Consider the following 18,715-nt stretch of genomic DNA (forward strand, 5'->3'; position numbering starts at 1 on the left):
CTAGCATCTAAAAATAAAAATTGACGTTCACGTTGTTTGTTTCGTTCAGTTTTCAAAGAACTACTTGGCCGCTCATTTGCGACTTCCTTATGTTAACATCTTCGTTTTTCGATGTCAACTAAGTTTTTCAATTTCTTTTTTGACGTTTTCTGCGTTTCCGCATCAGCGACGGTTATTAATATATCATGCAGAAAAATGAAATGCAACACCTTTTGAAAACTTTTTTTAAAGTAACTACATTTCTTTTTTAATATCATATACTTAAACGAAATATCTCTTTCATGTATAAGTAATTCCTACATATATTCTATATAAAGTCACTCTACCCAAAAACATTTCTTTCTATATAAATGTTTTATTCATATACCATATCATACAAGGAGGAATATATATGGACTACACCGATTTATTAATCAAACTAGGTCTTTCAGCTATTTTAGGATTCGCCATCGGTTTAGAGCGCGAATTAAAACGTAAACCACTTGGTTTAAAAACGTGTTTAGTTATTTCTATAATTAGTTGCCTCCTGACGATTGTTTCTATTAAAGCCGCTTACAACTTACCGCATACCGATCATATGAATATGGATCCACTTCGACTTGCTGCACAAATCGTATCAGGAATCGGTTTTTTAGGTGCTGGTGTTATTTTAAGAAGAGGAAATGATAGTATTGCAGGGCTAACGACTGCTGCTATGATTTGGGGTGCTTCCGGTATTGGTATTGCCGTTGGAGCCGGATTCTATATCGAAGCGATTTTCGGGATGTGTTTCCTTATGATTAGTGTAGAACTTATACCATTAACGATGAAATTCGTCGGTCCTAGATCATTTCGTCAACGTGATATCGCAGTGAAACTTGTTGTACGAAATATGGACAATATCCCGACCGTAATTGAAGAAATAAAAGAAATGGATATAAAAGTTAAGAACATGAAGCTCAAAACATTGGAAAATGGTTCGCACTATTTACATTTGAAATTGTCTATCGATCAAAAAAGACATACTGCTGATGTTTATTATGCTCTTCAGCACCTTGAAAGTGTTCAACAAACTGAAGTAGAAAGTATGTAATATGAAAAAACTCTCTTTTTAATTAGAGAGTTTTTCTTTTTTCTATAATGGTAACAATGAATGTAGTCCTGCAAAGTAAGGAGGAATAAGAATTTGAAATCCCGCGCGAATTTAGTAGATACATTTCGTGATTCCATTATTTTTCGTTTAATTTGTTTTATTATTGTACTTACTGCTTTTTCTGGCTTTCTTATACATACACTCGAGCCAGCTCACTTCACCACATGGTTCGACGGGGTTTGGTGGTCAATCGTCACCATCTTCACCGTTGGATACGGCGATTTTGCCCCCCATACAACGATAGGAAAACTTATTGGTATAGGTATTATTCTATTAGGAACTGGATTTTGTTCTTATTATATGGTTCTATTCGCCACCGACATGATTAATAAACAATATATGAAAATTAAAGGAGAAGACGCTGCTACCTCTAATGGTCATATGATTATCGTCGGCTGGAATGAGCGAGCAAAACATGTTGTAAAACAAATGCACATATTGCAACCGAACCTTGATATCGTTTTAATTGATGAAACACTTTCTTTACTTCCAAAGCCATTTCATCATTTAGAATTTATAAAAGGTTGTCCACATCACGACCAAACTTTATTAAAAGCTAACATCACAACAGCTCACACTATATTAATAACAGCGGACAAAGAGAAGAACGAAAGCTTAGCAGATACAGAATCCATTTTGAATATTTTAACTGCAAAAGGACTTAATCCAAACATTCACTGCATCGCTGAACTTCTTACTTCTGATCAAATTCAAAATGCAACGCGAGCTGGCGTATCAGAAATTATAGAAGGAAATAAATTAACGAGCTATGTATTTACTGCTTCTCTTTTATTCCCTTCTATTTCAGGTGTACTATTCTCACTTTACGATGAAATCTCTGATAACAAATTACAACTGATGGAAATTCCCCCGTCCTGCACCGGACAATCCTTTGCGAATTGTAGCTATACTCTTTTAAAGCAAAACATTCTCTTACTAGGTGTAAAGCGCGACGAGCAATATATGATCAATCCAGTTCATTCTTCCATTCTCATCGAAAGCGACATACTCATTGTTATTCACCATTAAAAAAATGATTTTCTAGTTCTTGTACCAATACTTTACCAATATTGACATACTTTCTTTTCACATCTCCATCTGGATCTTGCGGCTCCGCAAATTGATCCAATCCACTCGTTCCAGCTGTTAAAGCATTAACATTATCATCTAGTTCGTCTTGATATACGTGCGAAAGAATATACGGTGTTTCAAGACGGACTATTACACCAGGCACATCTAGTTCTCCATCCACTGCTGTAAATGGTACGCGCAAAAATTGATACCCTTCTTCTTCGTCAATTTTATAATCAAAGCATCCTTTATCATAATCCCAATTGCCGCCAATACTATATCCAAGTGGTTTCATAATCTCTTCTAACTTATATAACGCATATGTACGTCCTTCTAAATTTGATTGAATCGGAATCAAGCCCATCCCTCCTAGACTTTTCCTTTAGCATACCCATTCTAGTTTGAATATACCGATGTACCTTTCCGTAAAATAACAAAAAGCGATCGGAGACCCGATCGCTTTTAATTATTTTAAACGCTCTTCTAATTCTGCTTTTAATTCTTCAAATCCTGGTTTACCAAGTAAAGCAAACATGTTTTTCTTGTATGCTTCTACTCCCGGTTGGTCAAATGGATTTACGCCTAATAGATAGCCGCTCATCGCACATGCTTTTTCGAAGAAGTATACAAGGTAACCGAATGTGTACTCATTTAATTCAGGGATGTTTACGATTAAGTTTGGTACTCCGCCATCGCTATGTGCAAGTAATGTACCTTCGTATGCTTTTGTGTTTACGAAGTCTATCGTTTCACCAGCAAGATAGTTTAATCCATCTAAATCGTTGTCATCTAATTCGATTTTTAGTTCGTGTGTAGATTTACCTACTTTAAGAACTGTTTCGAATAGATCACGGCGACCTTCTTGAATGTATTGACCTAATGAGTGTAAGTCAGTTGAGAAGTTTGCTGAAGATGGGAAAATACCTTTTTGATCTTTTCCTTCACTTTCACCAAATAACTGTTTCCACCACTCAGAGAAGTAGTGAAGTGCTGGCTCATAGTTAACAAGCATTTCAATTGTTTTCCCTTTATTATATAGGGCATTACGAACTACTGCATATTGGTAAGCTGGGTTTTCTTCCAGTTCTGATGTCGCGAAGTCATCATGACCAGCAGCTGCACCTTTCATCATCTCTTCAATATTTAAGCCACTTGCCGCGATTGGTAATAAACCAACTGGCGTTAATACAGAGAAACGGCCGCCAACATCATCTGGAATTACGAATGTTTCGTAACCTTCGTTATCAGCTAATGTTTTTAAGGCACCACGCGCTTTATCTGTAGTTGCATAAATACGTTTGCGAGCTTCTTCTTTTCCATACTTCTCTTCTAATAATTTACGGAAAATACGGAATGCGATTGCAGGCTCTGTTGTTGTACCTGATTTGGAAATAACGTTAATAGAGAAGTCTTTACCTTCTAGTACGTCCATTAAATCTTTCATGTAAGTGGAGCTAATGTTTTGTCCAACAAATAGCACTTGTGGAGTTTTACGTTGTTCTTTAGAAAGCGTGTTGTAGAAAGAATGGTTTAACATTTCAATTGCTGCACGTGCTCCTAGGTAAGAACCACCGATACCTACAACAAGTAAAATGTCAGAGTCATTTTTAATTTTTTCTGCGCATTTTTGAATGCGGGCAAATTCTTCTTTGTCATATTGAAGCGGAAGCTCTACCCACCCAAGGAAATCGTTCCCAGCTCCAGTTTTTTCGTGGATTGCATGGTGTGTTACTTTTACTGCATCACGTAAATAAGTTAGTTCATTTTCACCGATGAAGGATAACGCTTTAGAATAGTCGAACGTTACATGTGTACTCATCTTTTTCCCTCCAATTATGTATATGTATTTCTGTATTCACTTTAGCGAAACTAAAGTTGTAAATCAAGCGATTCAACAATTGTAAACGTAACCATTATTTATTTTTTAGAAAAAGTTCATTTTTTGCATAAAAATTCGCATTTTTCGGTATAGATGTATATACATCCTTTTTTGTACATTTTTTATGTATAAAAACACCCAAACTACACCATTCTATAAAGGAGTTAAATTTTCTTATTAACTCACCGCTTCTCATGCTTCACAATTAAGGGGGGCTTTTTCATGAGTACATTGCAACGTATCGCATTAGTCTTTACTGTAATTGGCGCTGTAAACTGGGGACTAATCGGGTTCTTCCAGTTTGACTTAGTAGCAGCCATTTTCGGCGGACAAAACTCAGCTCTCGCACGTATTATTTACGGCATCGTTGGTATATCTGGGCTTATCAATCTTGGTTTACTCTTTAAACCATCTGAAAATCTTGGTACACACCCAGAAACAAACGAAATTCGATAACCAGTATGTCCTCTTCACCTCCGACATACGAATATGATTGCATGCAATCATATTTGCAAATATATATCATAAGATAAAGTAAAAGAGGAACGCTCATATGCGCTCCTCTTTTACTTTGTTAACTCGGACTCTTCAATCCATTCTGTCAGCTTTTCTCGCAACGTATTAAACCCGTCCTTAGATGGATTCGGTATAAGAATCCTTCCTTGTTTTCTTTTCGCCGCTTTTAACGATAAACTCATTTTTCTGTGCTCTTCATCAATTGAAAGTACTTTTACTTCTACTGTATCGCCGACTTTCAAAAAGTCATGAATATCCTTTACATATCCATTTGTAATTTCAGATATATGCACAAGTCCTTGTGTTTCTGCATCTAACGCTACAAATGCACCGTAATCTTGAATTCCAGTCACTTTCCCTGTTACAACCACTCCTGTTGTATATTGTTCTGACATATGAAACACTCCCATACGTTTACCATTTTCTCTACAAATGTAGATTGCAAAACAGATGTACTTATTATTAAATATCCGATTGGTGAATAAGTACCTTAAGTAAAATACCGAGGATACTCACACCTTATATTAGTAAATTATACCACTATGATAGAACTCATTCAAAATTCACGAAAAAATTTCCTGCAATACGTATAATTCTCCAATATTGGGATAGAATACTAACACATGGCTTTCTAGTATTCCCCCCCTTTTATGGACAAAACGTATTATGTTTTGTCCTTTTTTTATTCTCTATGAACCGTTCCATTCTCTTCATCGCTTCCATAAGTTGCTCAAGCGATGTTGCATATGAACAACGAATGAATCCTTCACCACTCTCACCAAACACACTTCCAGGAACAACAGCCACTTGTTCTTCTAATAATAATTGTTCTGCAAATTCTGCTGAAGATAGTCCGGTTGAAGCTATAGAAGGGAAAACATAAAATGCCCCGCCTGGTACATGACATGTTAAGCCCATTTCATTAAAAGATGCCGCCATAAAGTTGCGGCGTTTCTTATAGCTATCTCTCATTCGAATTACTTCATCATTTCCCCCGCGTAATGCTTCAAGTGCTGCAAATTGAGACATCGTTGGTGCACACATCATTGAATATTGATGGATTTTGAGCATTAATTCTGAAAATTGAACAGGGGCTGCAATCATCCCAAGACGCCATCCTGTCATCGCAAATCCTTTTGAAAATCCTGAAATTAAAATCGTATGTTCACGCATGTTTTGAATGCTCGCGAAACTTGTATACACTTCGTCATATACAAGCTCTGCATAAATTTCATCAGATAACACGATTAAATTATACTTCTCAACAATAACTGCTAGCTTTTCTAATTCAGATTTGTTTAACATTGCACCTGTTGGATTATTGGGGGAGCAAAGTAATATTGCCTTTGTTTTCGCTGTAATAGCGGCTTCAATTTGTTCTGGTTGTGCTTTAAACTCGTTTTCTAAAGTAGTCGCTACAGGAACTGGAACTCCTCCAGCTAATGATACAAGCGGTGCATAAGAAACGAAGCTCGGTTCAATAATGATCACTTCATCATCAGGATTTATAATGGCGCGCATCGCTACATCTAACGCCTGGCTTGCTCCAACCGTAACAATGATTTCATCGTTTGGATCATAAGATACTGCAAATTGTTTTTTTAGATACTTTGCTATTTCTTGACGGAGCTCCAATAATCCTGCATTTGCTGTATATGACGTATATCCTTGTTCTAAAGAACGAATACATGCTTGCCTTACATTCCAAGGTGTAACAAAGTCTGGCTCTCCTACCCCAAGGGAAATAACACCTTTCATATTTGCTGCTAAATCGAAAAACTTTCGAATACCAGATGGTTGTAAAGATTCTGCCGCTCTAGATAGTTCAAATTGCTTCATGGTGTCACCACAATTCGCTTATCATCATCGTTTTTTTCATAAATAATGCCCTCATGTTTATACTTCTTCAAAATGAAATGTGTTGTCGTAGAAACGACAGATTCAATCGTTGCTAATTTCTCAGAAACAAACATCGCTACTTCTCCCATTGTCTTCCCTTCTAATGTAATAGAAAGATCATATGTCCCTGACATTAAATACACGGATTTCACTTCTGAATAACGATAAATTTGTTCAGCAACCGCATCAAACCCCACACCGTGCTTTGGCGTAACTTTCACATCAATCATCGCTGTTAAACCAGTATGTTCTTTCACTTTTGTCCAATCGATATGTGTTACATAGTCCACAATAATCTTTTCACTTTCTAATTTCGCAACAATCTTCTTCACTTCTTCTACTTCTATATTTAACAGCTTCGCTAATGTATCTACAGATAATCGACTACTTTTTTCAAGACAAGCTAATAATTCTAATTCTTTTTCTGTCACCATATAAATCATCCTTCCTTTTCGTTTGTGTCTAAATTATACAAATACCCTTTCCAGTTTGAAAAGAAGATTTTTTTAGAGAATTATGTCAAAATGAAGTGAAACTTGAATCAGCGGGAAAATGTGTGATAAAGCGAAAGGGGATGGAACCGTGAAACCAAAAGTATATATTGCCGCACCAGTTCCAACATGTGTAGAAAACTATTTATCAGAACACTGTGATTTTGAAAAATGGGATCAAAACGAGAAAGTACCTCGTGATGTTCTATTGGAGAAAATACAAGATAAAGATGGGTTATTAAATTTCGGATCTGCTATTAATGAAGAATTGTTAGATGTAGCTCCTAACTTAAAAGTAGTGAGTAACATTTCTGTCGGTTACGATAATTTTGATTTAACAGCGATGGAAAAGCGAAATGTCATCGGAACGAATACACCGTATGTACTAGATGATACAGTAGCTGACCTCGTTTTCGCCCTTATGCTATCTGCTAGTCGCCGTGTTTGCGAACTCGACTCCTACGTGAAAAATGGTGAATGGAATGCCGAAATTAGAAAAGAGCACTTCGGACTGGATGTACACCATAGTACAATCGGTATTATCGGTATGGGCCGAATTGGTGAAGCCGTTGCAAAACGAGCGAAATTCGGATTTGATATGAACGTTCTTTATTATAACCGTCGCCGTAAAGAAGAAGCTGAACAAAAATTTGATGCTACATATTGTGATTTACAAACTCTAATCAAACAATCTGATTTTATTATTCTTCTTACTCCATTAACAGATGAAACGTATCACCTTATTGGTGAAAAGGAATTTTCATTGATGAAAGAAACAGCAATTTTCATTAATGCTTCTCGCGGGAAAACAGTAGATGAAACTGCATTAATTCATGCATTAACAGAAAAGAAAATCTTTGCAGCTGGCATCGACACATTTACACAAGAGCCTATTCAAAAAGATAATCCGCTCTTATCATTACAAAATGTTGTGACTTTACCGCACATTGGATCTGCAACATTAAAAACTAGACAGCAAATGGCTATGACAGCCGCTGAAAATTTAGTTGCAGGATTACAAGGAAAAACACCACCTAATATTGTGCGCGGGTAATAATGAATAAACGAAAGGCAAGATGACATCGTCATCTTGCCTTTTTTTGTTAACATATTTTTTTCTTACCTGGAGATGATATGAACAAAAATCAATGGAGTGACAAAAAATGAACCATGAATGCAAATGCCCTTACTTCACTTTTTCCACTCGCGGCACTACTATTCATTACGAATTGTATGAACATAATAATAAAAAAGAGCGACCTACTTTCGTACTCGTTCACGGCTTCCTATCTTCCTCATTTAGCTATCGACGACTCATTCCTTTACTAACAAAGGAAGGCACAGTAATCGCCCTTGATTTACCACCATTCGGAAAAAGTGATAAATCTCATCTCTTTAAGTATTCTTATCACAATTTAGCAACGATTATTATCGATTTAATTGAACATTTATCTCTCTCAAATATTGTATTAGTTGGTCATTCTATGGGTGGGCAAATTTCTCTCTATGTAAACCGTATACGTCCTGAACTAATCTCAAAGACGATTTTACTATGTAGCTCTAGCTATTTAGCACGCGCAAACTTACCTTTAATGTATTCTTCTTATTTACCGTTCTTTCATTTATACGTAAAGAACTGGATTATACGGCGCGGTATCGTTCACAACTTAATGAATGTCGTTCATGATCACTCATTAATTGACGATGAAATGAAAGAAGGTTACTCCGCCCCTTTTTATGATGATCGTATATTCCCTGCCCTAACTCGAATGATAAGGGACCGTGAAGGTGACCTATCTTCAACTGAATTACAAAAAATCGAAACACCAGTATTACTCATTTGGGGTGAAAAAGATCGCGTCGTCCCTGTACATGTAGGACACCGTCTCCATAAAGATTTACCTAATTCAACATTTATCTCTTACGAAAATACAGGGCACTTACTACCAGAAGAAAAGCCCGAGCATGTTTATGAAGAAATCATGACGTTTTCCGCACTGTGAAGCGCAACTTTAATCAATCCGAACGAACTAAAATAAACAAAAAGGCTGTCGTAAATTCCGACAGCCTACAATGAACAACTTCCGCCTTCTTTTATTACAAGTAATTCCACAGCTAACTTCTCACATTTTTCAAGCGCTGGTACTTCCTCAAAAGACATAAAGTATATATGTTGAATCTTTTTGGCGATGTATTTTGGATCGTCAAACACACTTACGACGTTCACAACATCGCTCGCTTCTGTTTCATAAAACTCCGGCCCCATTTGAAACGGATCCCAATTCTTCACAAACTCTATCATCTTTTCATATGTACCCATTCGCTTCCCGCCTTTTCACTTTTTAATACTTTTCTTTATCCTATCACATCAGCTATTCTATAAGAAGAGAGAGAACTTTCATAACTTTAACGGTTTTACAGAAGAAGGGGGCAAACATATGCAACTATTTCATAAAACGGTAAATCGGCGTGGTACACACAGTACAAAATGGGATACATATAAAAACGAAGAACTTCTCCATGCCTGGATTGCAGATATGGATTTTGAAGTACCAAAACCAATTCAAACTGCATTACAACAGCGTATAGAACATCCTATTTTCGGCTATACAATTCCTCCAGAAAATATTGGGGATATTATTTGCGATTGGACAAAAAGCCAATACGATTGGGATATAAAAAAAGAGTGGATTGTATTTAGTGCAGGCATCGTTCCAGCTCTTAGTACGAGCATACAAGCATTAACGCAAGAAGGAGAATCTGTACTTATACAACCTCCTATTTACCCACCATTTTTTGAAATGGTCAAAACAAATAATAGACAATTATGTGAGAGTCCCTTGTTTAAACAAAATGGCACATATAAGATAGACTTCGAGCATCTAGAAACTCAATTTAAACAAGGTGTAAAACTAATGCTTCTTTGTAGCCCTCACAATCCTATTGGACGTGTTTGGACGAAAAATGAACTAACAAAGCTCGGTTCTTTATGTACGCAATATAATGTAACCGTTGTCGCCGATGAAATTCACGCCGATATTATTTATAAAGGCCATACTCATACACCGTTTGCTTCTTTATCTGAAGAATTAGCAGCATGCACTATTACTTGTATGGCTCCGAGCAAAACATTTAATATCGCTGGATTACAAGCATCAATCATTATTATTCCGAATGAAAATCTCCGTAATGCCTTTATGTCTATCCAACATAGACAAGGATTTCACGGATTAAATACATTTGCTTATACAGCAATGCAAAGCGCGTATACAGAATGTAATGATTGGCTAAATGAAATTCGATTGTACGTTGAAGATAATGCTCAATTTGCTTGTGAGTATATTCAAAATCACATACCAGCTCTTTCTGTAATTAAACCAGAAGGTAGTTTTTTACTGTGGATTGATTGTTCCCGCTTGAACCTTTCTCAAGATGAACGAACAGCATTACTTGAAGAGAAAGGTAAAATCATCGTTGAACCTGGTGAGAAATACGGGACAGGCGGGGAAACCCATATCCGAATTAACATAGGCTGCCCACGATCTGTTTTAGAAGAAATTTTAAACAGACTACACCATACATTCTCATAACAACAAAAGCTACCTTTCACGGTAGCTTCTACTTTTTCTTCATATCCGACGCTTTTTTAACAATAACCCCACAAGCAATTCGGTCACCAGATTTTCCTACTGGTTGTGTCATGCCATCATCAGCGTTTTCTGTAATAATAATAGACGCGCCATCTTTCCTATGAATCGTCGTTTTTCCTTCTTCAAGCGTTATATGCGGCGCATCGATTTCTGCTTTAATCTTTCCAGAACCATCCGCCACTACATTCGGTAAATCACCATTTTCCGCACCTTTTGGGTTGAGGAGCCCATGTTTTTTATTATCTGGATTAAAATGATTCCCAGATGATTCGAAACTAGGCGCTTTACACTCTCCGATTTCGTGTACATGTAGCCCGTGCGGCCCTGGTGTAAACCCTTCCGCTTTGATCGTAATTTTCACTCCACTTGTTTGCTGAGCTACTTTTGCAGTCCCAACTTCATCACCTGAAGCATTATGTAATTTCACATCAATTTCTTTCGGCTTCCCTTGGTCACAACCCGCCATTAGAAATAATAAACAACAACTGAAAAAAAGCCGTTTTTTCATTCTATTCCCTCCAAAATACTTTCTGCCCTTAGATTGTCCGAGCATAGAGGGAAACATACAAAAATGAATTACTGTTTCTTTTCAGCTAAAAGCTTTTCTTCTACTTTCTGCAATCGCTCTGCTTCTCGTTTTGATATACGAATAAACATACGCCACGTAGCAACCGCACCGACGATAAATAGAACGCAAACAATACCTGGAATAATATACTCCGTTTTATCTTCAGGAAAATATAAAGGCATCATATACAACACTCCTTATTAGGGAATTTATGAAAAGAATCAACATCAGAATTTTCTGTCATATCATTTTAAATTATAGTTGAAGCCTGTCATATTCTCAAGGATATTCAAAAATCAACTGATTTCTTTGACTCCTTCTTATACTTTCCTTACTATAAACTTGAGGTGAAAAATATGAGAGAAACATTTGAAATTGGTGAAATCGTTACGGGTATTTATAAAACAGGAAAATACATAGGCGAAATTACAAATAGCCGTCCTGGCAGTTACGTCGTAAAAGTATTAGCTGTTTTAAAACATCCGGTGCAAGGGGATTTACATAATGTAAAACAAGCTGACGTACCATTTTTCCATGAAAGACGCGCTTTAGCTTTTCGTGAACAGACGAACATTCCAGAGCAAATGGTGAAGAAATATGAAGGGGAAATTCCAGATTATACAGAGTCACTAAAATTAGCATTAGAAACGCAAATGAATTCATTTTCTGAAGATGATTCACCTTTTGCGGGGCGTAGTCTAGAAACACTTCAGCAGTTAAAAAAAGACTACAAACTTTAAAAAAACAAAACGACCAAATTACATACTGTGCAATTTGGTCGTTACTGTGTACTCACGTTCTTTAACACTTTCGAAAAATCAACAAGTTCCCCTAATGTCGGAGGTGCTGGTTTGACTAAATACTCTTTATCTTTTTCTACTAACTTAAAAATATTATATGTCGTCATCGCATCATCAAGCGCACAATGATGCTTTCCTGTTCCTGCTTTTCCATACGCCTCAATTGCTTTCCATAGTCCTGTTTGATTTCTCTCTCCAAAAAACTTCTTATACTCAAGCGATAAATCACGACACTGTCCAAAGAATGGAAATTCTAAGCCCGCCATTTCGCAGTTATGCTTTAAGACTTTCATATCCATATTTCCCCACGTTACAATTGTCGGTTTACACCTCTTTTCATATTCTGCAAGTTTCTCAACAAGTTCATGAAAAGAAATTCCTTTATCCACTACTTCCTGTTTAATTCCTAAAAATTTTTTACATCGATCCGTTAAGGACGGAAATGTTTTTGGCCTGACATGTGCTGCATACGTATCTTCCACCTTACAACCAACAACTGAAACGAGTCCTACCTCGATAATTTCTGGGAAAAAACCTTTTGGCTTTTTTCTATGCTGGGGCATCGTAAACTCAAAGTCTAAAAATAAAAATTGTTGTTCATCCATACGATCCCTTCCTTATCATCTTTGTCATTCCTTTCTATTTGACACTCCTACACGAACAAGCTCGAATGCTGATTCCATTTGAAATATTCAGATTGGATGTATCTTATATATATGTCAAATGCCCACAAATATTTTTAAAAATAAGAAAAAATGACCTATGCAGAAAATATGACAAAATAAACCCTTTCATTTACATCCGCCATTTTTCTACTTTATAATGACGTTATATGTGTTTCATCTAGTTAATTTTTTGACACACTAAGAAAAGTGAATGAAAGGAGATGAGAGTTTTGCACGAAACAACGCAAGAGCTCGCAAACTGGCAGTATTATTTCGCTATCGCAGTCTTTTTAATTACATATGCCATTATTATTTCTGAAAAAATTAACCGTGCTGTCATCGCACTTCTTGGTGCAGCATTCATGGTGATTGCAGGGGTCGTTGACTTACACAATGCCTTTACGAAACATATTGAATGGGGAACTATTACGTTACTCATCGGTATGATGATACTGGTAAACATTACAAGTAAGTCAGGTGTCTTCCAATACGTTGCCATTAAAGCCGCAAAAGGAGCTCAAGGAAATCCAATTAAAATTTTAATTTCACTTTCCTTACTTACCGCGCTTGGCTCCGCATTTTTAGATAACGTTACAACAGTACTTCTTGTTGTTCCAGTTACTTTATCTATTACGCGCATCTTGCAAGTAAATCCTGTTCCATATTTACTTTCTGAAATTATTTTTTCAAATATCGGAGGAACAGCAACATTAATTGGTGATCCACCAAATATTATGATTGGTTCTGCAAATAAGCATTTAGATTTCAATGCTTTCTTACTAAACTTAGCACCAATCGTAATTATTATCATTGCAGTAACAGCAACAATGCTTTACTTCATGTACCGTAAGCAATTAATTGCTGACCCTGTACAAATTAAGAAATTAATGAGCTTAGATGAAAAACAATACATTAAAGATCCAGTATTAATGAAAAAATCTTTAACAGTACTTGGACTTACGATTGTAGGTTTCATGACTCATTCTATTTTCCATATTGATGCAGCCATCATCGCCTTAACTGGTGCTACTGTCCTTATGTTAATCGGTGTGAAAGAACATGAAATTGAAGAAGTATTCGCTAGCGTAGAATGGGTAACAATCTTCTTCTTCGCGGGACTATTCGTACTCGTTGGAGGACTTATCGATATCGGTCTTATCAAAATGTTAGCTCAAAAAGTAATCGGAATAACAGGCGGGGATATTTCTCAAGCATCTATCCTTATTCTATGGGTATCTGGTATCGCCTCTGCAACAATCGATAACATTCCATTCGTTGCAACAATGATCCCACTTATTAACGATATGGCAGTTGGGCTAGGTTTATCACCTTCTGACGCACAAATCGACGTACTATGGTGGGCATTAGCATTAGGTGCTTGCCTAGGTGGAAACGGAACATTAATTGGGGCTTCTGCTAACGTAATCGTAGCCGGAATCGCAAGTCGTGAAGGACATAAATTCAGCTACATGGAATTCCTTAAAGTCGGCTTCCCAATTATGATCGTTTCATTAATCATTTCTCACATTTACATTTATTTACGCTACCTTATGTAGTAGAAAAAGGGGCTGTCCTATGTGGCAGCCCTTTTTCTCTTGGTAAATGGGATTATATTAATGATTTGTCGAATATATCTATCACAAATCACAATATATCAACGATTTTACACAAAATATCGATTTATCGAAAAAGAGCCATTCCAAAACATCTTTGGAACAGCTCCCTACATATATCTACTCGTTATATCTCACCGGCTCATTCCGAATAATGAACAAATGAATCGGCAAGAAAACCGAAAACGTGATTGTATGAATAATTGTAAATAATATAGAGTTCGTTCCGTATCTGTCTAAAATAGCGTAGATGAGATAAATGGACAACACAATCGATACAGCTGTTGCTAGTAAACTTATAATTGGTACGAAATTAAAAATGAAACATGCGACATATATGCCGAATACTTTCCACCCTGCTTCTTCTTTTAAGAAATCTGGTAATTTGTCTTTTGCCAAGTCACCCCACGTCTTACTATTTAAAAAAGGAATAAAAGCAAGAACACCATCCGTCGCCCCATCATTTTTCGCCATCGTATAAAGTGCAAAAGCCGTTAACAAATACGAAATAATTGCCCAAATTAATATAACAACAATAAACGCAAAACTAAGAGCAAAGAAACCTGCTAGTACGCTTTGATCTTCCATCTTATCCTCTCCTCTCTACTCTCAACATATTTCATTACATTGCAAGTTATGTTTTAAAATTCACCCAAACTCTCTGTATAATAAAATAAGAAAGATAATAAGAGAGGAGAACGTACTTATGCATCCATTTGTAAAAGCATTACAAGAGCACTTCACAGCAAATCAAAACCCAGAAAAAGCAGAACCAATGGCACGTTATATGAAAAATCACTTCCCGTTTCTCGGTATTCAAACACCTGAAAGAAGACAATTATTAAAAGACGTTATTCAAATACATACTCTCCCAGATAAAAAAGACTTCCAAATTATCGTACGTGAGCTTTGGGATTTACCAGAACGTGAATTTCAGGCAGCTGCACTTGATATTATGCAAAAATATAAAAAGCATATAAACGAAACTCATATCCCATTTCTAGAAGAACTTATTGTCACAAAATCTTGGTGGGACTCTGTTGATAGCATCGTTCCTACATTTTTAGGGACTATCTTTTTAAAACACCCAGAATTAATTTCTGCCTATATTCCAAAGTGGATTGCATCAGATAACATATGGTTACAACGTGCCGCAATTTTATTCCAGCTAAAATATAAACAAAAGATGGATGAAGAACTTCTTTTCTGGATTATCGGACAACTACATTCTTCAAAAGAATTTTTCATTCAAAAAGCGATTGGCTGGGTCCTTCGCGGATATGCAAAAACAAAGCCCGATGTCGTTTGGGAATACGTACAAAATAACGAGCTTGCCTCACTTAGTAAGCGCGAAGCAATTAAGCACATTAAACAAAATTACGGAATAAATAACGAAAAAATAGGCGAGACTCTATCATAGATAGACGCGTTCCTCTATTGAGATTTAAAAAAGAACGTGTTAGAATATGTTCATTATTATTAATATAAGTAGCGATGACGGACTTATAAGTACTTGCACAAAAGCGATTTGGGGATAGTGAAAGCCTGAAGCCGCAAGGAAACGGCAGTCTCGAGCAATACATTATAAAGTGGATGCGCATTTTGTGCATCAACTAGGGTGGAACCGCGGGCAAACGCTCGTCCCTAGGCAATTAAGCCTTGGGATGAGCGTTTTTTTATGTTCTTTAAAGCATATACTGCTCGTTTCACAAGTACCAGAGTACGTCATCGCAAATACGTTAACTTTCAAAAGGAGGATTTTATTATGTATTCAATGGAACAAGTTGTAAACTTAGCGAAACATCGCGGTTTCGTTTTCCCTGGTTCTGAAATTTACGGTGGTCTTGCAAACACTTGGGATTACGGTCCACTTGGAATCGAATTAAAAAATAACGTTAAAAAAGCTTGGTGGAAAAAATTCATTCAAGAATCTCCATACAACGTTGGTTTAGACGCAGCTATTTTAATGAACCCAAAAACTTGGATCGCTTCTGGTCACGTTGGTAACTTCAACGATCCAATGATCGACTGTAAAAAATGTAAAGCGCGTCACCGTGCTGACAAATTAATTGAAGATGCATTAGATGCAAAAGGCATCGAAATGGTTGTTGATGGTCTTACTTTCGACCAAATGGCTGATTTAATGAAAGAACATGAAGTAAAATGTCCTGATTGTGGTAGCCAAGAATTCACTGAAATCCGTCAGTTCAACTTAATGTTCAAAACATTCCAAGGTGTTACAGAGTCTAGCACGAACGAAATCTTCCTTCGTCCTGAAACAGCACAAGGTATTTTCGTAAACTTTAAAAACGTACAACGCTCTATGCGTAAAAAACTTCCATTTGGTATCGGCCAAATCGGTAAAAGTTTCCGTAACGAAATCACACCTGGTAACTTCACATTCCGTACACGTGAATTCGAACAAATGGAACTTGAATTCTTCTGTAAGCCTGGTGAAGATTTAGAGTGGTTCGCATTCTGGCGTGAAACTTGTAAGAACTGGTTACTTTCACTTGGTATGACTGAAGAAAGCATGCGTCTTCGTGACCACGGTGAAGAGGAATTATCTCACTACAGTAACGCAACAACTGATATTGAATTCAGATTCCCATTCGGTTGGGGCGAACTATGGGGCGTTGCATCTCGTACAGACTTCGATTTAAAACGTCACATGGAACACTCTAACGAAGACTTTAACTATATCGATCCACAAACGAATGAGCGTTACGTACCGTACTGCATCGAGCCATCTTTAGGTGCTGACCGCGTAACATTAGCATTCTTATGTGATGCATATGAAGAAGAGCAATTAGAAAACGATTCTCGTACAGTTCTTCGTTTCCACCCTGCTTTAGCACCATACAAAGCAGCTATCTTACCATTATCTAAAAAGCTATCTGAAGGTGCTACTGAAGTATTCGCAGAACTAGCTAAAGACTTCATGGTAGACTTTGACGAAACTGGTTCTATCGGTAAACGTTACCGTCGTCAAGACGAAATCGGTACACCATTCTGTATCACTTATGACTTCGACTCTGTTGAAGACAAAGCTGTTACAGTACGTGACCGTGACACAATGGAACAAGTTCGTATGCCAATTAGCGAGCTAAAAGGTTTCTTAGAGAAAAAAATCCAGTTCTAATTATAAAAAAGAGGCGCTCTATTGAGCCGCCTCTTTTTACTTTTCACGTTTTTCTTTAATTGCTACTGTACATCTTGAAATACATAATAAATCGTCGTTTTCATCAATGATACGAATATCCCAAACCATCGTTGAATGCCCTCTATGTATCGGTGTACCAATCGCTGTTACAATTCCGTCTTTCTTTGAACGAATATGATTTGCATTAATTTCTAAACCAAAACAAATACATTTCTCTTGATCAATTAAATTGTATGAACCAACGCTTGCTACCGTTTCTGCTAATGCAAGAGATGCACCACCGTGTAAAAATCCAAATGGCTGGTGCGTGCGCTCATCAACAGGCATCGTAGCAACCACCTTATCTTCTGTCATCTCTAACAACTCAATTCCAAGCGAATCCATTAAAGTTTTTGACATATCGTTTCCCCCTTTTCCTCACTTTTAATTAAATGTATATTTTTACCTATTTACTTTCAAACTACCTATAACACTTATATAAGGAGGTTTCACCTAAATGAAACAGAAATTTTATATACTATTGCTTATGTTCTCCTTGCTGACTATTGTACCAAATTGCGCACTAGCAGCCAAAGCATCTAACCTGACAATCGACGTTCAGACTGTAACGCAAAAAGGTAAGAAACCTTATATAGAATATCAAATTAATAGGCCTTCCTTTCACAACTTTTCTGACTCAAAATTTCAAAATAAGCTGAATTCCTATTACAAAAACTCTACTGCCAAATTTAAAAGTAAATTAGAAAAAGAAGCGAAGAAATATTATAAAGAAACAGAAGGATCTAGTACACCTTTCCATCCATACGTTGCAAATGTTGACTATAAAGTAGCTTTAAATAAACGACCTTTTCTAAGTCTATATGTGAATTACTATCAATATACAGGCGGAGCGCATGGGCTTTATACGTGGAAAGCACATACATTTGATTTAAACGAAAAAAAATTATTACACTTAGACGATTTATTTCAACAAGAAGACAAATATAAAGAAGTAATCCGTGCTGAGATTGTAAGACAAATTAAACAAAATGAAGGCATTTATTTTCCTGATGCAGTCGAAAAAGTAACGAGCACAAAAAGGTTTCATTATTTTTTAGAACCAGATAATCTTGTGATTTATTTCCCCTTATATGAGATTGCTCCTTATTCAAGCGGAATCCCGCAATTTCATATTCCATATACGTTGCTAAGAGACTACTTAAAGCCTTCTTATCAAAATATTTTGATTGACAACAAGTAAATATTTTCGCTACGATAATGTTAACCTA

Annotated in this window: 22 protein-coding genes; 11 read left to right on the forward strand and 11 right to left on the reverse strand. The window is 36.5% G+C overall.

From position 1 onward, the window contains the following. The first annotated feature begins 391 nt into the window (after positions 1 to 391). Both BAU23_RS12515 and BAU23_RS12520 read left to right on the forward strand, forming a co-directional pair. Entirely contained in the window at positions 392 to 1,072 is a 681-nt protein-coding gene (locus BAU23_RS12515; RefSeq protein WP_000386680.1) for an MgtC/SapB family protein, read from the forward strand. Between the two features lie 93 nt (positions 1,073 to 1,165). Next, on the forward strand, positions 1,166 to 2,161 hold the full coding sequence (locus BAU23_RS12520) for an ion channel (protein WP_000842159.1): 996 nt from the start codon (positions 1,166 to 1,168) through the stop codon (positions 2,159 to 2,161). Here BAU23_RS12520 and BAU23_RS12525 read toward each other — a convergent pair. Next, positions 2,148 to 2,561 (reverse strand): YugN-like family protein, encoded by a 414-nt coding sequence (locus tag BAU23_RS12525; protein ID WP_000612337.1) that lies wholly within the window; start codon positions 2,559 to 2,561, stop codon positions 2,148 to 2,150. The two genes, BAU23_RS12520 and BAU23_RS12525, sit on opposite strands and share 14 nt — an antisense overlap. A 108-nt stretch (positions 2,562 to 2,669) precedes the next feature. Then, a complete protein-coding gene (locus BAU23_RS12530) occupies positions 2,670 to 4,022 on the reverse strand; it encodes a glucose-6-phosphate isomerase (protein WP_000103668.1) in 1,353 nt (450 codons plus the stop codon). A 282-nt stretch (positions 4,023 to 4,304) separates the two neighbouring features. On the opposite strand from BAU23_RS12530, the gene BAU23_RS12540 reads away from it, so the two are divergent. Continuing rightward, the gene (locus BAU23_RS12540) at positions 4,305 to 4,538 is read left to right on the forward strand and encodes a DUF378 domain-containing protein (protein ID WP_000105788.1); all 234 of its coding nucleotides are present in this window, start codon (positions 4,305 to 4,307) and stop codon (positions 4,536 to 4,538) included. 110 nt (positions 4,539 to 4,648) lie between these two features. Here BAU23_RS12540 and yugI read toward each other — a convergent pair whose 3' ends face one another. The 3 genes from yugI to BAU23_RS12555 form a co-directional block, all read right to left on the reverse strand. Continuing rightward, positions 4,649 to 4,993, reverse strand: coding sequence for a S1 domain-containing post-transcriptional regulator GSP13 (gene yugI / locus BAU23_RS12545; RefSeq protein WP_000003767.1), 345 nt, complete (start codon positions 4,991 to 4,993; stop codon positions 4,649 to 4,651). A gap of 253 nt (positions 4,994 to 5,246) precedes the next feature. Continuing rightward, complete coding sequence (locus tag BAU23_RS12550) at positions 5,247 to 6,437, reverse strand: aminotransferase (protein ID WP_016130770.1); 1,191 nt, start codon at positions 6,435 to 6,437, stop codon at positions 5,247 to 5,249. Beyond that, positions 6,434 to 6,931 (reverse strand): Lrp/AsnC family transcriptional regulator, encoded by a 498-nt coding sequence (locus BAU23_RS12555; protein WP_000255689.1) that lies wholly within the window; start codon positions 6,929 to 6,931, stop codon positions 6,434 to 6,436. The genes BAU23_RS12550 and BAU23_RS12555 overlap by 4 nt, the downstream gene beginning before the upstream one ends. A 118-nt stretch (positions 6,932 to 7,049) precedes the next feature. Between BAU23_RS12555 and BAU23_RS12560 the strand changes: the two genes are divergently transcribed. Both BAU23_RS12560 and BAU23_RS12565 read left to right on the forward strand, forming a co-directional pair. Further along, positions 7,050 to 8,042, forward strand: coding sequence for a 2-hydroxyacid dehydrogenase (locus BAU23_RS12560; RefSeq protein ID WP_002077723.1), 993 nt, complete (start codon positions 7,050 to 7,052; stop codon positions 8,040 to 8,042). Positions 8,043 to 8,151: 109 nt separating this feature from the next. Next, positions 8,152 to 8,991: an alpha/beta fold hydrolase gene (locus tag BAU23_RS12565; RefSeq protein ID WP_001015152.1), complete on the forward strand. Its 840-nt coding sequence runs from the start codon at positions 8,152 to 8,154 to the stop codon at positions 8,989 to 8,991. A gap of 65 nt (positions 8,992 to 9,056) precedes the next feature. Here BAU23_RS12565 and BAU23_RS12570 read toward each other — a convergent pair whose 3' ends face one another. Further along, on the reverse strand, positions 9,057 to 9,308 hold the full coding sequence (locus BAU23_RS12570; RefSeq protein WP_000537628.1) for a YugE family protein: 252 nt from the start codon (positions 9,306 to 9,308) through the stop codon (positions 9,057 to 9,059). 118 nt (positions 9,309 to 9,426) lie between these two features. On the opposite strand from BAU23_RS12570, the gene BAU23_RS12575 reads away from it, so the two are divergent. Beyond that, a complete protein-coding gene (locus BAU23_RS12575) occupies positions 9,427 to 10,578 on the forward strand; it encodes a MalY/PatB family protein (RefSeq protein WP_001175867.1) in 1,152 nt (383 codons plus the stop codon). A 28-nt stretch (positions 10,579 to 10,606) separates the two neighbouring features. Here the strand turns inward: BAU23_RS12575 and sodC are convergent, their stop codons facing one another. Next, positions 10,607 to 11,146 carry a superoxide dismutase [Cu-Zn] gene (gene sodC / locus BAU23_RS12580; protein ID WP_000746500.1) on the reverse strand — a complete coding sequence of 180 codons (540 nt, stop codon included), beginning with the start codon at positions 11,144 to 11,146 and terminating at the stop codon, positions 10,607 to 10,609. Positions 11,147 to 11,214: 68 nt separating this feature from the next. Continuing rightward, entirely contained in the window at positions 11,215 to 11,391 is a 177-nt protein-coding gene (locus BAU23_RS30195) for a hypothetical protein (RefSeq protein WP_000982767.1), read from the reverse strand. Positions 11,392 to 11,562: 171 nt separating this feature from the next. Here BAU23_RS30195 and kapB point away from each other — a divergent pair, with 171 nt between their 5' ends. Beyond that, positions 11,563 to 11,946, forward strand: a complete 384-nt coding sequence (kapB, locus tag BAU23_RS12590; RefSeq protein WP_016130772.1) for a kinase-associated lipoprotein KapB — start codon at positions 11,563 to 11,565, stop codon at positions 11,944 to 11,946. Positions 11,947 to 11,987: 41 nt separating this feature from the next. Here the strand turns inward: kapB and kapD are convergent, their stop codons facing one another. After that, positions 11,988 to 12,611, reverse strand: a complete 624-nt coding sequence (kapD, locus tag BAU23_RS12595; protein ID WP_000344315.1) for a 3'-5' exonuclease KapD — start codon at positions 12,609 to 12,611, stop codon at positions 11,988 to 11,990. A gap of 290 nt (positions 12,612 to 12,901) precedes the next feature. On the opposite strand from kapD, the gene BAU23_RS12600 reads away from it, so the two are divergent. Beyond that, positions 12,902 to 14,227: an ArsB/NhaD family transporter gene (locus tag BAU23_RS12600; RefSeq protein ID WP_000545206.1), complete on the forward strand. Its 1,326-nt coding sequence runs from the start codon at positions 12,902 to 12,904 to the stop codon at positions 14,225 to 14,227. Between the two features lie 177 nt (positions 14,228 to 14,404). Here BAU23_RS12600 and BAU23_RS12605 read toward each other — a convergent pair whose 3' ends face one another. Then, positions 14,405 to 14,872, reverse strand: coding sequence for a hypothetical protein (locus BAU23_RS12605; RefSeq protein WP_000390113.1), 468 nt, complete (start codon positions 14,870 to 14,872; stop codon positions 14,405 to 14,407). Positions 14,873 to 14,990: 118 nt separating this feature from the next. Here BAU23_RS12605 and BAU23_RS12610 point away from each other — a divergent pair, with 118 nt between their 5' ends. Next, on the forward strand, positions 14,991 to 15,704 hold the full coding sequence (locus BAU23_RS12610; RefSeq protein ID WP_071734573.1) for a DNA alkylation repair protein: 714 nt from the start codon (positions 14,991 to 14,993) through the stop codon (positions 15,702 to 15,704). Positions 15,705 to 16,049: 345 nt separating this feature from the next. Then, a complete protein-coding gene (locus BAU23_RS12620; RefSeq protein WP_000287156.1) occupies positions 16,050 to 17,426 on the forward strand; it encodes a glycine--tRNA ligase in 1,377 nt (458 codons plus the stop codon). Positions 17,427 to 17,462: 36 nt separating this feature from the next. Here the strand turns inward: BAU23_RS12620 and BAU23_RS12625 are convergent, their stop codons facing one another. Beyond that, complete coding sequence (locus tag BAU23_RS12625; protein WP_000047694.1) at positions 17,463 to 17,846, reverse strand: hotdog fold thioesterase; 384 nt, start codon at positions 17,844 to 17,846, stop codon at positions 17,463 to 17,465. 97 nt (positions 17,847 to 17,943) lie between these two features. Between BAU23_RS12625 and BAU23_RS12630 the strand changes: the two genes are divergently transcribed. Beyond that, on the forward strand, positions 17,944 to 18,687 hold the full coding sequence (locus tag BAU23_RS12630; protein ID WP_016130774.1) for a DUF3298 and DUF4163 domain-containing protein: 744 nt from the start codon (positions 17,944 to 17,946) through the stop codon (positions 18,685 to 18,687). The last annotated feature ends 28 nt before the right edge of the window (positions 18,688 to 18,715 follow it).

Origin of the sequence: Bacillus nitratireducens, from assembly GCF_001884135.1 — a bacterium.
In the GTDB taxonomy this organism is placed as follows: domain Bacteria; phylum Bacillota; class Bacilli; order Bacillales; family Bacillaceae_G; genus Bacillus_A; species Bacillus_A nitratireducens.